At 64.9% G+C, this 13,460-nt stretch carries 16 protein-coding genes and 1 tRNA gene; 9 read left to right on the top strand and 8 right to left on the bottom strand.

The window, feature by feature from the left end:
- The first annotated feature begins 5 nt into the window (after positions 1 to 5).
- From CYD53_RS13795 to CYD53_RS13785, 3 genes are all read left to right on the top strand, one after another.
- Positions 6 to 983, top strand: a complete 978-nt coding sequence (locus CYD53_RS13795) for a beta-ketoacyl-ACP synthase III (RefSeq protein WP_103718670.1) — start codon at positions 6 to 8, stop codon at positions 981 to 983.
- A 191-nt stretch (positions 984 to 1,174) separates the two neighbouring features.
- A complete protein-coding gene (locus CYD53_RS13790) occupies positions 1,175 to 1,489 on the top strand; it encodes an integration host factor subunit alpha (protein ID WP_103718669.1) in 315 nt (104 codons plus the stop codon).
- 32 nt (positions 1,490 to 1,521) lie between these two features.
- Positions 1,522 to 2,058 (top strand): MerR family transcriptional regulator, encoded by a 537-nt coding sequence (locus CYD53_RS13785; RefSeq protein ID WP_103718855.1) that lies wholly within the window; start codon positions 1,522 to 1,524, stop codon positions 2,056 to 2,058.
- Positions 2,059 to 2,174: 116 nt separating this feature from the next.
- Here the strand turns inward: CYD53_RS13785 and CYD53_RS13780 are convergent, their stop codons facing one another.
- Positions 2,175 to 2,639 (bottom strand): translation initiation factor 2, encoded by a 465-nt coding sequence (locus CYD53_RS13780; protein WP_245928227.1) that lies wholly within the window; start codon positions 2,637 to 2,639, stop codon positions 2,175 to 2,177.
- Between the two features lie 246 nt (positions 2,640 to 2,885).
- Here CYD53_RS13780 and sugE point away from each other — a divergent pair, with 246 nt between their 5' ends.
- Positions 2,886 to 3,200: a quaternary ammonium compound efflux SMR transporter SugE gene (gene sugE, locus CYD53_RS13775; RefSeq protein WP_103718667.1), complete on the top strand. Its 315-nt coding sequence runs from the start codon at positions 2,886 to 2,888 to the stop codon at positions 3,198 to 3,200.
- A gap of 64 nt (positions 3,201 to 3,264) precedes the next feature.
- On the opposite strand, the gene CYD53_RS30285 is transcribed toward sugE, so the two are convergent.
- The gene (locus tag CYD53_RS30285; RefSeq protein WP_175525386.1) at positions 3,265 to 3,435 is read right to left on the bottom strand and encodes a hypothetical protein; all 171 of its coding nucleotides are present in this window, start codon (positions 3,433 to 3,435) and stop codon (positions 3,265 to 3,267) included.
- Positions 3,436 to 3,718: 283 nt separating this feature from the next.
- Here CYD53_RS30285 and CYD53_RS13770 point away from each other — a divergent pair, with 283 nt between their 5' ends.
- Positions 3,719 to 4,225: a YciE/YciF ferroxidase family protein gene (locus CYD53_RS13770; RefSeq protein WP_103718666.1), complete on the top strand. Its 507-nt coding sequence runs from the start codon at positions 3,719 to 3,721 to the stop codon at positions 4,223 to 4,225.
- 122 nt (positions 4,226 to 4,347) lie between these two features.
- Here CYD53_RS13770 and CYD53_RS13765 read toward each other — a convergent pair whose 3' ends face one another.
- Both CYD53_RS13765 and CYD53_RS13760 read right to left on the bottom strand, forming a co-directional pair.
- Complete coding sequence (locus CYD53_RS13765; protein ID WP_103718665.1) at positions 4,348 to 5,310, bottom strand: LysR family transcriptional regulator; 963 nt, start codon at positions 5,308 to 5,310, stop codon at positions 4,348 to 4,350.
- 91 nt (positions 5,311 to 5,401) lie between these two features.
- Positions 5,402 to 5,827, bottom strand: coding sequence for a DoxX family protein (locus CYD53_RS13760; protein WP_103718664.1), 426 nt, complete (start codon positions 5,825 to 5,827; stop codon positions 5,402 to 5,404).
- Between the two features lie 198 nt (positions 5,828 to 6,025).
- On the opposite strand from CYD53_RS13760, the gene CYD53_RS13755 reads away from it, so the two are divergent.
- Together CYD53_RS13755 and CYD53_RS13750 are read left to right on the top strand one after the other, a co-directional pair.
- On the top strand, positions 6,026 to 6,958 hold the full coding sequence (locus tag CYD53_RS13755) for a ring-cleaving dioxygenase (protein WP_103718663.1): 933 nt from the start codon (positions 6,026 to 6,028) through the stop codon (positions 6,956 to 6,958).
- A gap of 85 nt (positions 6,959 to 7,043) precedes the next feature.
- A complete protein-coding gene (locus CYD53_RS13750) occupies positions 7,044 to 7,664 on the top strand; it encodes an alpha/beta hydrolase (RefSeq protein WP_103718662.1) in 621 nt (206 codons plus the stop codon).
- Between the two features lie 46 nt (positions 7,665 to 7,710).
- On the opposite strand, the gene CYD53_RS13745 is transcribed toward CYD53_RS13750, so the two are convergent.
- Complete coding sequence (locus CYD53_RS13745) at positions 7,711 to 7,941, bottom strand: hypothetical protein (protein WP_103718661.1); 231 nt, start codon at positions 7,939 to 7,941, stop codon at positions 7,711 to 7,713.
- 684 nt (positions 7,942 to 8,625) lie between these two features.
- On the opposite strand from CYD53_RS13745, the gene CYD53_RS13740 reads away from it, so the two are divergent.
- Positions 8,626 to 9,123, top strand: a complete 498-nt coding sequence (locus CYD53_RS13740) for a hypothetical protein (RefSeq protein WP_146055917.1) — start codon at positions 8,626 to 8,628, stop codon at positions 9,121 to 9,123.
- A gap of 272 nt (positions 9,124 to 9,395) precedes the next feature.
- On the opposite strand, the gene CYD53_RS13735 is transcribed toward CYD53_RS13740, so the two are convergent.
- Positions 9,396 to 9,473 (bottom strand) — tRNA-Pro (locus CYD53_RS13735).
- A gap of 206 nt (positions 9,474 to 9,679) precedes the next feature.
- Here CYD53_RS13735 and CYD53_RS13730 point away from each other — a divergent pair.
- Positions 9,680 to 10,498 carry a class I SAM-dependent methyltransferase gene (locus CYD53_RS13730; protein ID WP_181011862.1) on the top strand — a complete coding sequence of 273 codons (819 nt, stop codon included), beginning with the start codon at positions 9,680 to 9,682 and terminating at the stop codon, positions 10,496 to 10,498.
- Here the strand turns inward: CYD53_RS13730 and CYD53_RS13725 are convergent.
- Positions 10,468 to 11,745 (bottom strand): O-antigen ligase family protein, encoded by a 1,278-nt coding sequence (locus CYD53_RS13725; RefSeq protein WP_103718658.1) that lies wholly within the window; start codon positions 11,743 to 11,745, stop codon positions 10,468 to 10,470. The two genes, CYD53_RS13730 and CYD53_RS13725, sit on opposite strands and share 31 nt — an antisense overlap.
- A complete protein-coding gene (locus CYD53_RS13720; protein WP_103718657.1) occupies positions 11,742 to 13,295 on the bottom strand; it encodes an undecaprenyl-phosphate glucose phosphotransferase in 1,554 nt (517 codons plus the stop codon). Before CYD53_RS13720 ends, CYD53_RS13725 begins: the two co-directional genes overlap by 4 nt.
- Between the last annotated feature and the right edge of the window lie 165 nt (positions 13,296 to 13,460).

Here is a 13,460-nt window from a genome sequence, read left to right as displayed (position 1 = left end):
CTTTCTTGTCCATTCTGCGCTCCATTCTATGCGGCTGCGGCTCCTATCTGCCGCAACGCATCGTCACCAATGCCGATCTGGCACAGCGCGTCGACACGACCGACGAGTGGATCGTGCAGCGCACCGGCATCCGCCAGCGCCATGTCGCGGCCGATGACGAGACGACCTCGATGCTGGGCCTGAAGGCGGCGCAGGCAGCGCTTGCCGACGCCGGCATGGACGCCTCCGAGATCGATCTGATCATCGTCGCGACCGCGACGCCCGATCACACCTTTCCCGCGACCGCGACGCAGATCCAGGCTGCGCTCGGCATCAATGGCGGCGCAGCCTTCGATCTCCAGGCCGTCTGCTCGGGCTTCGTCTTCGCGCTTGCGACGGCCGACAAGTTCCTGAGCACGGGCGCCGCCAAGGCCGCGCTCGTCATCGGTGCGGAGACCTTCTCGCGTATCCTCGACTGGGAGGACCGCACCACTTGCGTCCTCTTCGGCGACGGCGCCGGCGCGGTCGTCCTGAAGGCGGGTCCCGGCGAGGGCACGCTCGCCGATCGCGGCGTGCTGGCGACCCATATCCGCTCGGATGGCCGCTACAAGGACAAGCTCTATGTCGATGGCGGTGCGGGTTCGACCAAGACCGTCGGCGTCCTGCGCATGGAGGGCAAGGAGGTCTTCCGCCACGCCGTCGTCAATCTGGCGGAGACGGTCCGGCATACCTTCGAGGAGACGGGGCTGACCGGCGCCGACATTGACTGGTTCGTGCCGCATCAGGCCAATCGTCGCATCATCGACGCCACCGCCCACAAGCTCGGCATCGGCCATGAGCGCGTCGTCGTCACCGTTGACCGGCATGGCAACACCTCGGCGGCCTCGATTCCGCTGGCGCTTGCCGAGGCGCATCACGACGGCCGCATCAAGCGCGGACAGCTCGTCCTGATCGAGGCCATGGGCGGCGGTTTCACCTGGGGGTCTGCCTTGATCCGGTGGTGACGCACGGCGCAGGAAAGCCGTCGGTTTATGACGGATTTACTTGGTTTTTCTAACGAATTTCCAAAATTTGGGTGAGTTGGCGGGTGTTCGAGGATTGACCGGCGCAGCCGGGACGCCTAGCGTCCGCCGTCCATATTGGCGAAGGGCAGGCGGCATGCCCGCTGGCCGACATAACGCCTTGGAGGATATGAATGGCGGGGCAAACGGTTACTCGCGCCGATCTGTGCGAGGCTGTCTATCAGAAGATCGGTCTGTCGCGGACAGAGTCGTCGAAGCTCGTCGAGGCGGTGCTGGACGAAATCTGTGACGCGGTTGCGCGCGGCGAGAACGTCAAGTTATCCTCTTTCGGATCCTTCGTCGTGCGAGACAAAGGCGAGCGAATCGGGCGTAATCCGAAGACGGGAGTCGAAGTCCCGATCGAGCCGCGTCGTGTTATGGTGTTCAAGCCTTCGAATGTGATGAAGGCGCGCATCAACGGACAGTTGAGTGAGGGCGAAGACGAGTGAGCCTGGAGTTCCACACCGGCGATGAGGCCGACATGGACACCAAGAGCGCAGATGCCTTCCGGACGATCAGCGAGGTCGCAGAAGACCTCGACATTCCTCAACATGTGCTGCGTTTCTGGGAAACGCGCTTCACGCAGATCAAGCCGCTCAAGCGCGGCGGCGGGCGGCGCTATTATCGTCCCGACGACGTCGCGCTGCTGAAGGGCATTCGCCGACTGCTCTACGGCGAGGGTTACACCATCAAGGGTCTGCAGCGCATCCTCAAGGAGCAGGGGCCGCGCCATGTCCAGGCGATCGGCCGAGGCGCGCCGGTCGGCCCACCAGGCCCGGAGCGGGCATCCGCGACAGCCACGGCGGTACGGGAGGATACCGGGGCGGTTCATGCCAAGGCCGCCTACCCGCAGGAGGGCGAGCCGCATCAGGAGTTCGCGCCGCAGCATTCGCGTCCGATCCCGCCCGAAGGTCTCGACGATCTGACGCTGCTCTCCGCGGTCCTGGCCGAGCTCGGCGAATGCAAGCGCATCCTGCGCAGCGCCCTGGCGCCTCAGCCTGTTCCCGACGGCGCCTGACGCAGCTGGAGCGGTTTCCGATCCAATTGGATCGTTCAACAGCTCCAGCTCGTTGTTTCAACGCGTTGTCTTCACGCGAACCGGTGGCCACCTCGCTCGGGTGGCTCCAGCGTCGATCAGGTGACGGGCGGCTCGTCCTTCGGGCGCGGCCTGTCGACTTCGCGGCGATGTGAGGAGGCGCCGCGTCGCTTGTCGGAGCGACCCGTAGCGCCGGATTTGCGCAACGGAACCAATGTGGCGAGGACCGGGCTGGGATAGTGTTCCAGCGTCGAGCCTGTCGCCGCATCGACGCCCATTCCGACGAGCCCGCCGATCAGGACATTGCCGGCAAAACCGGCTGCGCCGGCGCCTGCGATGCGTGTGGCAACCGGGATCTGCATGTCTTCATAGCCGGGCTTGCTGAAGCTGACGGTGAACTCGGCTTTGCGGCTGACCTCCCAGGTGCACGGCGTCGCCGGGCAGGCATGACCGAGCGACGTCCGGGCCTCGGCTTCGGGCGGTATGCTGTTGACGGTGATCTGGTCTGTCGTGCCGCGCGTCACGGTCGCGCAACCACCCAGGGCGCCCGCGACCGCGGCCACCACGAAAATTCGGAAATTCAATGTCTTAGCCCCCAGCCAGTAATGCGGGCTGGCGTAACGTCATTACTGCCGGGCAGCAACCTCTCCGTGCAAAGAAGCTGTGTTTGTCGCGCATGAGGCCATGCCGCGGCGTTGGCTTGATATTCCGAAGTCGCGTTATAGATCGGTGCCGAGGACGACCTCGGCGAAAGCCTCTCCCATCACCAGGCGCGGACGACCTCGCCCCTTCTGCAAAGGAGCGCCGTTGTGGCTTGGCTCTATCTCTTCGTCGCGGGCCTGTTCGAAGTCGGCTGGGCGATTGGTCTCAAATACACGCAGGGCTTCACGCGGCTGGTTCCCAGCGTGCTGACGCTTGCCAGCATGGTGGTGAGCCTGGGCCTGCTCGGGTTTGCCCTGAAGAGCCTGCCGCTCGGCACGGCCTATGCGATCTGGACCGGCGTCGGTACGATCGGCACGGCCGTGCTCGGCATCGTCCTCCTCGGCGAACCGGCAGGCGCGCTGCGTCTTGTCTGCATCGGCCTGATCGTCGCGGGCATCGTCGGCCTGAAGCTCGTCTCCTGAGCGGGCGCGGCCCGGGCCGGCGAGCCTACAGGCGTTGATGGCCGCATCAGCGCCTGTGGAACGATCAGCGCCTGTGGAAGGCCTGGGGCCAATAGCCGCCACGCTCCAGCGCGACGATCAGCACGATGATGAGGAGCGTCACGGCCAAGGTCACGAGCTTGGCGTTCCAGGGCGTGCCGCGACCGATCAGCCAGATCAAGGTCATGCCGATCAGGAGAGGGATGATCATGTCCATGGCGAGACTCTAGCCCGGCTGGCGCGCCCATGCACCATGCAACAGGCATCATTTCGGTTGGAACACTCACGGTCCAGGCACGTTCCAAGACCGGGGAAGCGCATCGCCGCGAGAGCCGGATGATTTCGGCCGGAATCACCAAGTGATCCCGGCTGAAATCTCAATCCGTCTCTCATCCAAAAGTAAGAGCAGGATCGAAGCGGAAAACCGGTTCCCAGTTTTTCGCATCCCGCTCCAGGCGTTGCCGGCCTGTCACAGCAACATCCAGCGACAGGAGAGTTCAATGGGCCTGTTTTCCAAGGATATCAAAACGATGGATGATCTTTTTGTCCATCAGCTCCAGGATATCTACTATGCTGAAAAGACGATCTATAAGTCCCTGCCGAAAATGATCTCTAAGGCGACTGATCCGGCGCTCAAGCTGGGTCTGGAGACCCATCGCAGGGAAACCGAGGGGCATATCGCGCGGCTGGAGCAGGTCTTCAAGCAGCACGGGGCGGAGGCCAAGGCCGTCAACTGCCCCGCCATCGACGGCATCATCGAGGAAGCCGAGGATCTCACCGGCGATGTCGAAAACAGCGCGGTGCTCGACGCCGCGATCATCGCCGCCGCCCAGGCCGTGGAACACTACGAGATCGCGCGCTACGGCACGCTGACGGCGTGGGCGAAGCAGCTCGGCCGCGAGGATTGCGCGGCTTTGCTGCAGCAGAACCTCGACGAGGAGTTCGCCGCCGACGGCAAACTCTCCATGCTTGCCGAGGGCGGCGTGAATCGCAGGGCTGCGGCCTGATCGCGTACCGATTCGTCAGCTATTCGGAAGGCCCGCGACGGGATGCCGCCGCGGGCGCGTGATTTTCCAGGAATGTCGCGGCAAGCCGGCCGAGACCGGCATTTCGCCTCGAGCCTGTTTCCTCAGCCCTGCCGGGGCGAGATCGCCTTGTCGCCCTCGATCAGCGGTTTCATCCGGCCGAGCTCGCCGGCGATGAAGTCCATGAACAGCCTGACCCTGGGCGAATGCCGCAGGTCGGGATGGGTCAGGAGCCAGAGATCTGCGGCAAAGCCTGGATCGGGCGCCGCCAGTCGCGTCAGCCCCGGTCTCGTATCGGCGATGAAGCAGGGCAGGAAGCCGATGCCGATGCCCGCCTCGACCGCCTCAGCCAAGCCCAGAACGGTGTTGACCTTGTAGACGATGCGCTCCGGCGCGACATGCTGGTTCAGATAGCGCACGGCCTTGAGCGCCGTGAACTGGTCGCCGAGCGAGATCCAGTTGCGGGCCCACAACGTCTCGATCGCGACGTCGGCGGCTTCCGGGAAATCGGCGAGGCGACCATAGAGCGCCCAGACGATGCGGGCGGCGCGACGGCCAACGAGGGTCTCGGGCGGGTTGTCGGTCGCGCGGATCGCGACATCCGCGTCGCGCTTGGACAGGTTCAGCGCCTGGTTGCCGAGCAGGATATCGAGCCGGATATCGGGGCACTGCCCGAGGAAGGCGGCGAAGACCGGCGTCAGCAGATCCACCAGCAGCGTGTCGTTGGTGGTGACGCGCAATTCGCCGGCGGGCTTGATCTCCTGCCCGGCGAGTCGGCGGGCAAAGGCGGTGATGTCCTCGTCGACACGCTCGGCGAGCGTCGCCATCTCGTCACCGGCGGGCGTCGCGACATAACCGCTGCGATGACGCTCGAACAGCTTGAGGCCGAGGGCCTCCTCGATCTGCCCGAGCCGGCGAAACACCGTCGAATGGTTCAATCCGAGCACCGTGGCGGCGGCTGGTAGCGCGCGCGTGTCCGCGATCGCCTTGATCAATCGAAAGTCGTCCCAGGCCAGGGTCTTCGCGGTCGTATTCTTCGCGGTCGTATTCTTGGCGGTCGTGTTCATGCGCGCACTCTCGGGCATGGCTTCGCCGCCATCAAGGCGCTGTGGCCAAGATGACGGCGAAGGAGCGTGAGGCAGAAGCCTTGAGCGTCGCTCAGGCCGAGACGGGCGCGCCGTTCCAGCTCGGGCGGGCCGGCTTCAGGGCCAGCGCGCCATCGCCGATCAGGCCATGGGCCAGCGCGGCCAGCGCCAGGAAGGCAGGATATTCCCAGCCGCCATTGGGGGCGTTGAAGACCCAGCCATTGGGGGCATGGACCATCAGGGCGCCGAGCAGGACGGGCAGCAGCAGGATCGAGACATAGCGGCCATAGAAGCCGGTCAGGATGGCGAGGCCGCCGAGAAGCTCGGCCAGCATGATCGGCCAGGCGAGAACGGCGGGCAGGCCGACCTGGCCAAGGAAGCCGGCGAAGCCTGCCGGAGTGAAGATCACGAGCTTGAGATAGGCGTGAGCGATGAACATCAGGCCGAGCGCGATGCGCAGGCCGAGAGCGCCATAGGGAGCGAAGCGGTTGTCGATCATGGGGGCAATCTCCGATGGGGCCGGGCTGGCCTCTGCCCAAAAGATTGATCCGACCAACGTGCAATGCAAATTGTGAGATGCCAAAATCGACATTGCAGCAGCGCAATCTATTCGCTCTGGCGCTTTGAGCTCGCCCGACCAATCTTTGCAGCCAACGGAGCACCCGCTCCCCGGCCCGTTTTGGGAGGAGTTGTCATCATGCAGATCAACGGCATCCACCACGTCACCGCGATTTCCGGCCCGGCGCGCCGCAATCTCGACTTCTATGGTCGGGTGCTCGGCCTGCGTCTGGTCAAGAAGACCGTCAATTTCGACGATCCCGGCACCTATCACCTCTACTACGGTGATGCAGCGGGTGTACCTGGCACGATCCTGACCTTCTTCCCCTGGGAGCATGCCGCGCCCGGCCGGCTTGGCGTCGGCGAGACGCAGGAGACGGTGTTCCGGGTTCCCGAAGGCGCGATCGGCTATTGGGCGCATCGCTTCATTGAACACGGTGTGCCCCATGACGTGCCGGTGAAGCGCTTCGGCGAGAGCGTGCTGGCCTTCCGCGATCCCGACGGGATGCGGCTGGCGCTGGTCGGTCTGCCCGGTATCGAGCGTGAAGCGGCCTGGGAGGGCGGCGATGTTCCAGCCGAGCATGCGATCCGCGGTTTCCATAGCGTCAGCCTGCTGCTCGAAGACGCCGCGCCCACTGCCGCGATCCTGGGCGACGTGCTCGGGTTCAAGGAGATCGGGCGCGAGGACACGCTGATCCGCTACCGGGCGGAGGGCGCGGCCCTTGGTAACATCGTCGATCTGAGGGTCGCCGGCGGCTTCCTGCCGGCCAGGCAGGGGGCAGGCTCGGTCCACCATGTCGCCTTCCGCGCTGCAGACGATGCGGCGCAGGCGGAAATGGTGCGCCGTCTCGCGGAGAACCATGGCATCCGCGCGACCGAGCAGAGGGATCGGAACTATTTCCGCTCCGTCTACTTCCGCGAGCCCGGTCGCGTTCTCTTCGAGATCGCGACCGATGCCCCAGGCTTTGCCGTCGACGAGCCGGCGGCGACGCTCGGCCAGGCGCTGAAGCTCCCCGCCGGGCTCGAGGCGCAGCGGGCGCGCATCGAGGCGCTGCTGCCGGAACTTGGCTGAGATCGCACCGCCCTGCCAGGCTTTCGAGCCGGGCAGGGCGGGCCATGCTGCCCGAACCATGTCGCCTATGAACAGGAGAACCATGATGGACGCTGTCGCGACCACGGATTTCATTCACGTCTTCGAGCCGGGCACTGAGGCATCGCGACCGCCGCTGCTGCTGCTCCACGGCACAGGTGGCGACGAACGCGACCTGCTGCCGCTCGGGCGCATGGTCGCGCCCGGCGCGAGCCTGCTCTCGCCGCGCGGCAAGGTTCTGGAAGGGGCGATGCCACGCTTCTTCCGGCGCTTGGCGGAGGGCGTCTTCGACGAGGCCGATCTCACCCGACGCACGCATGAGCTGGCGGATTTCGTCGCGGAATCCCGCAAGCGCTACGATCTGCCGGCGCCGGTCGCGCTCGGCTTCTCGAATGGCGCCAATATCGCAGCCAGCCTGTTGCTGCTGCGCCCGGAGGTTCTGGCCGGAGCTGCGCTGGTACGCGCCATGTCGCCCTTCCGGAAGCCGCCCAAAGCCGATCTCGCCGGCAAGCGGGTTCTGATCCTGTCGGGCGCGCTCGATCCGATCATTCCAGCGCAGGATGCGGAGCGCCTGGCGCAAACCCTGTCTGCAGACGGAGCGCTCGTCGACCATCGTATCCTGCCGACAGGCCACGGCCTGTCGCAAGGCGATGTCGGCCTGCTGCGCGGCTGGCTGGATCAGGCCTGAAGTTCAGGAGGCGCTGCTGGCCTCTCGCCTGATCCAGAGTGGGTGCTCACGCCTCGGCGACGGCCTTGCGCTTGGCGGGCTTGGCCTTCACAGCGGGAGGAGCCGGCGGCTCGGCCGCCTGCTTCGCCAGCCTGAGCGCGCGCAGCGCCTCGATCTTCTTGCGGGAGGCAGCCTCCTCGGCCGCGATCCGCCCGCTCGATTTCTGCTTTTCGCGTGGCGCTTCCTGAACGCTGTGCACGTCGTGCCAGGCGCGTGGTCCGCGATCTTCCCCTGCCATTGCTTCTTCCCCTATGTCACGTCGCGTCCGTCACAGCAGCCTACGCGTGAAATGGGGCGGATACGAGCCGGGATTATCCGCCTGCTCGGCCAAGGCACCGGGCGATAAGCCGCCGCGCGATCAATCGAGCAAGGGCAGGATGATGATCGTGGCGACGACGATCACGACAAGCGCCCGCAGCAGGATGGCGCTCTGGCTCGAGACCTGATTTTCCACCGAACGCGAGAAAGCATGCATGGGTACATCACCGGCTCCGCGACAAAGCTGACGTTGGGGTAGAGCTGGGGCGAATGCAAGGAAGATTAGCCGGGCTTGTGGATAACTTGCCGGCCATGGCCCCCAGCTTAGCTGATTTGCCGTTGGAAGCCGCTGAAAGGGAGCCATAGTCGATCGGCGCGCCTCAGGCCACGGGAGGCGGATTATGCATGGCGGGGGTGGACGTCTGCGGTTGAAGGCTCGGCCTTTGTCTATTCTGAGAGCATTTGCTCAAGACGTATCGTGAAATATGCATTTAGTTTAACCAATCACGCCGAGATGGCTGGCGTTGGCTGATCAAGTTCGGTATGAGTGATTACCTGGCCGCGGCAAGCAGGCGCCAGGTAAAACATTTCAGATTCAAGCAACCTCGGTGTCCGTTCAATGCAGTTGCGTGCTCGGTCTCTGTTGATTGGCCTGGTCTCGGCCTTGTCCGCGCTCACGGCGTCGCAGGCGCAGGCCGGCTTGCTAGAAATGCTGTTCGGCGCCCCTGTTCCACAGCGGCATGAGATCGCGCCGTTGGAGATGACGATCCGGCCGACGAAGAAGCCGACATCGAAAGCGAAGATCCCGCGCGTCTCGATGGACGATGAGGGTGATTCCAAGCGCTATCTGCAGGTCTCGATCGATCCCGTCAGCAATCCCGACTGGTATCTCACCGATCCGACCTTGCGCCGGGGCGACATCGTCGTCCTGCCGAACAAGGTGCTCGTCTATGCCGGCGGCAGGACCTCGCGGCGGTTGGCGGATTTCGACGATCTGCAGGGAACGCGGCTGGTGTCGAGCCGGGATCGCGAACGCATCAAGCTCCTGACCGAATTCTCCGGCAGGGCGATGCCGAAGTTCAAGATCGTGCCCGAGTTCGCCAGCACGCCGGCCTCCCTGAGCGCCCAGGCCGAGCGCAAGGTCAATGTGATTATGCCGTAGGGCGCGATCGCGGCTGGGCGTTGCCGCCTGGCCTGCGGCATCGCGGCGCTCAGGCGATGCTCGATGTTCTTGGAATCACCGGTTATGCGGCTTGTCCGGAACGAGGGTGCGTTTCAGAGACAAGATGGAGCGAGCTGGGGGGAGCAGACGCGCCCAGCGCAATCCTGCGGTCTCTCTGTCAGGAAGCTTGGGAATTGGCCGCCGGGGAGGCGATCTGGCCGATGGCGCGCATGGCGGCTGTCGGCTGAGATTTCATCGACAATAGAGAAAAATGGTCGGAGCGAGAGGATTCGAACCTCCGACCCCTTGTCCCCCAGACAAGTGCGCTAACCGGGCTGCGCTACGCTCCGACGGCTCGGCTTATAGTAGCGGGTTCTCGCGGATGCAATGCGCTTCGACACATTGTCGGTGACTCCGTGAAAGGAGCATTCGAACGCCCCGAAGCGGCACATGGCGGGTCAGGTGCCGTTAACCCTTGATTAAGGCTTTGGTTGCGGGCCGGGGCGTGTTTCCGCATCGTATCTGTGGGACGGGGGTCCTTCAGGCGGAGATGACGATGTCACTGGCGACAGCCACGGTTGAGCGGAGCAAGATCACCGTACCGGCCCCTGCGAAGCCGCTGGGCTCGATCGAAACCTTCTTCCGCGATCTCGCCCCGGACTGGCATTCGCAATGGGCCTGGGAGCACTACGAATCGACGATTCTCGATCTGTCCCGTCAGTTCGGCCTGCGCCGTGTCTGCGAGATCGGCGGCGGGCGCGATCCGCTGTTCTCGACCGTCCAGGCAGCGCGCCACGGCATCGACCTCATCGTCAACGACATCGATGCGGGCGAGCTGGCGCTGACGCCGGCCGGCCTCAGGACGGCGCGATTCGACATCGCAGGCGATCTCTCCGAGCCGGATGTCACGCGCGGCAGCTATGACCTCATGGTCTCGCGCATGGTCTTCGAGCATGTCCATGACGTCGAGCGGGCCTGGACCAACATTCACGACCTGCTGGCGCCGGGCGGCGTCGCGCTCGCCTTCTTCCCGACGCTGTGGGCGCCGGTCTTCGCGATCAACCACATCCTGCCCGAGAAGCTGTCGCGTGCGATCGTGCATGCGCTCTATCCGGCGCGGCGGGATGGCGGCGGCGATCCGAAATTCCCGGCCTTCTACGACTGGTGCCGGGGCAGCAAGCGTCAGCTCGGGCCGATGCTGAACCGCGCCGGCTTCAACGACATCCATATCCAGCGCTTCTGGGGGCATGGCTATTTCGACCGCATGCCCGGGCTGAAGCAGGCCGACCATGTCTTCAACGCGCTGGCGGCGAAGACCGGCTGGGATTTCGTGACGACCTACGCCTACGTCGTGGTGCGCAAGGACAGGGTCTGAGCGGCGCGCGCGCGCGACGCATCAAGGCTCGGCGTCGGCAGCGCCGCCAGCCCCCAGATCAGCCCGAGCATGAGATAGAGATGGCGCCAGTGGTCTGTGTCGATCTGCACGCCTTGCAGGATCGTGATGAACAGCACTGACCAGAGCGCGATGGCGTGGTTCTGCCAAGGCGTCCGCCTGAACACGAGCGCCCAGCCGACATAGCAGGTCGCCACCATCAGGGCGAGCCAGGCGCAGCCGCCGAGCCAGCCATAGGAGGCGAAGGCGTTGATGTAGACGTTGTGCGGATCCTCCGGGAAGATCCAGCGGAACCGCAGCGGCCCGAAGCCGTTGGGCTCGCCGAGCAGCAACGGGATCGAGCGCAATTGGCTGCCGAAGCGCCCGGTGACACCCTGGTCGTAGCTCTGGTCCAGGCTGGCGCGGACCTCGAACACGCTACGGATGTTCTCGAAGGACAGCGCGATGAGCAGCGCCGCCACCACCAGGCCCAGTGCGGCCGCCGTCAGGAGGACAATGCGCATGCGCCGTGAGGCGCTGGGCGAGGTCAGGAAGGTCAACAGCACCATCAGCACAGCCGAGGCGGCGAGATTGCCCCAGGCACCACGCGAGAACGACAGGAACAAGGCGAGAAGCGGCACGCTCATGACCAGGAAGCCGCGCATCAGCCCGAGCCGGCCGATCAGGACATGCTGCAGGGCGAAGATGATCGGCAGCACCAGGAAGGGGCCGAGCACGTTCGGGTCCTTGAACGTGCCCGAGGCGCGGCCATAGAGCGTGAAGACGCCGCCAAGGCCCGCGATGTCGAAATAGCCGAGAGTGCCGGCAAGCCCGGCGCACCAGGCGGCGAAGAGATAGCCGCGCCGCAGCGTCTCCAGCCGGGCGATGGTATCGTCGGCCATGATCGCGGCCAGGAAGATCGCCGTGATCATCAGATAGACCGAGACTGCGGTGAAGCGGACCGAGGTCGGTTCGTCCATCCAGGGAATGAGCGAGAAGGCGCCGCCGATATTATAGAGCAGCAGCAGGCTCAGGAGAGGTACCAGCTTCTGCGAGAAGCGGATGCCCGTCAGCGTGAAGGCGAAGACCGCCAGCAGGAAGATCACTTCGTAGGGCGAGGGCTCGATCAATGCGAAGCCGCTCGACGCGGTCAAAAGCCAGAGCGCGCCGCGCTTGATCGCGGCATAGGAAATCCGCAGGCCGCCGCTACGGCCAGCCGCAGTCCCGGCGCGATCGGCGAGCGCACTCAATAGGCGTTCTCGTTCTTGGTCAGCAGCGAGAGCGGCGTCTTCACCAGGATGTAGAGGTCGAGCAGCACCGACCAGTTCTCGATGTAATAGAGGTCGTGCTCGACGCGGCGTTGGATCTTGTCCTCGGTGTCGGTCTCGCCGCGCCAGCCATTGACCTGGGCCCAGCCGGTAATGCCGGGCTTGACCTTGTGGCGGGCGAAGTAGCCGTCGACGACCTGCTCATAGGCGCGGTTCGAGGCGGTGGCGTGGATCGCATGCGGGCGCGGCCCCACCAGCGAGAGATCGCCCTTCAGGACGACGTTGAGGAGCTGCGGCAACTCGTCGATCGAGGTCTTGCGGATGAAGCGACCGACGCGGGTGACGCGCGGATCGTCCTTGGTGACCTGCTTGGCGGCGGCGAAATCGCTCATCTCATGGTAGAGCGAGCGGAATTTGAGGACTTCGATCAGCTCGTTATTGAAGCCGTAGCGCTTCTGCCTGAACAGGATCGGCCCCTTCGAATCGAGCTTGACCGCGATTGCCGTCGCGAGCATCACCGGCGAGAGCGCGATCAAGGCGAGCGTGCCGACGATCTTGTCGAAGACGAATTTGACGACGATATCCCAGTCGGCGATCGGCCGGTCGAACACGTCGAGCACGGGTACGGCGCCGATATAGGAATAGGAGCGCGGCCGGAAACGGAGCTTCGACATATGCGCGGAGAGGCGGATGTCGATCGGCAGCACCCAGAGCTTGCGCAGCATGGTGAGCAGCCGCGCCTCGGCCGAGATCGGCAGGGTGAAGATCACCAGGTCGAGCTTGGTGCGGCGCGCGAACTCGACGAGATCGTCGATCGTGCCGAGCTTGGGATAGCCGGCGACGAGATCAGGCGAACGGTCGTCATTGCGGTCGTCGAAGACGCCGCAGACGCGCAAGCCGGTGTCGCGCTGCGCTTCCAGCGCGCGGATCAATGCCTCGCCCGCTTCGCCGCCGCCGACGATCGCCGTGCGCCGCTCCAGCCGGCCCGAACGCGTGAGCTGGCGCACGCTCAGCGTCACGACCAGCCGCTCCCCGAGCAGCGCGGCAAGGCCGCCGGCATAGAACCCTGCCAGCCAGATGCGTGAGACCTGGTCGCCGATCTTGAGGAAGAAGAAGGCCGCCAGCGCGATCATGAACAAGGTCGTCCAGCCGGTCACCAGCCTGACCGCCATGGCGACGAAATTTCTGAGCGCGCCGACATGGTAGAGCTGCAGCGCCTGAAAGGAGGCAAGCGTCCCGATCGCCAGCGCCGGAATCGTGATCTGGTAGGGCAGGGCGTTGTCGATATTGCCCGCCACATAAAGCCAGTAGACCAGCCCGCCCACGCCGACGACGGCCAGCACGTCGAAGAGCCGGACGAAGCCTTCGATCATCACGGGTGAGAGTGTCGGCTTGACCGGCATCGCGGCGATGCGCTCGGCCAGCGGGTGGAAGGCGCGCGTCGCGCCGCTCTTGGAGGGACCGAACATCTCGGATGTCGCAGCCGCGGCCGCGTCGACCTTGATCAGATCGCGAACATCAAAAGCGCCCATGGCAAGCCATCCCGGTCCGGCCGGCAAGCCGAGGCTTCCGGTCTTCTTGCCTTGCGTCTAGCCGAAAATGTTCACGGAAGGCTTAATCGGACCCGTCGCTCTTGCCGCGGATTCGGAAGGAAATCGGCCGGAAACGCCGCATCGGCAAGCTCCGTTCCGGCGGTT

It is taken from the genome of Allobosea psychrotolerans (assembly GCF_002917105.1).
GTDB lineage: Bacteria > Pseudomonadota > Alphaproteobacteria > Rhizobiales > Beijerinckiaceae > Allobosea > Allobosea psychrotolerans.
The sequence above is the reverse complement of the archived record's forward strand: the minus strand, read 5'-3'. Positions and strand labels throughout refer to the sequence as shown.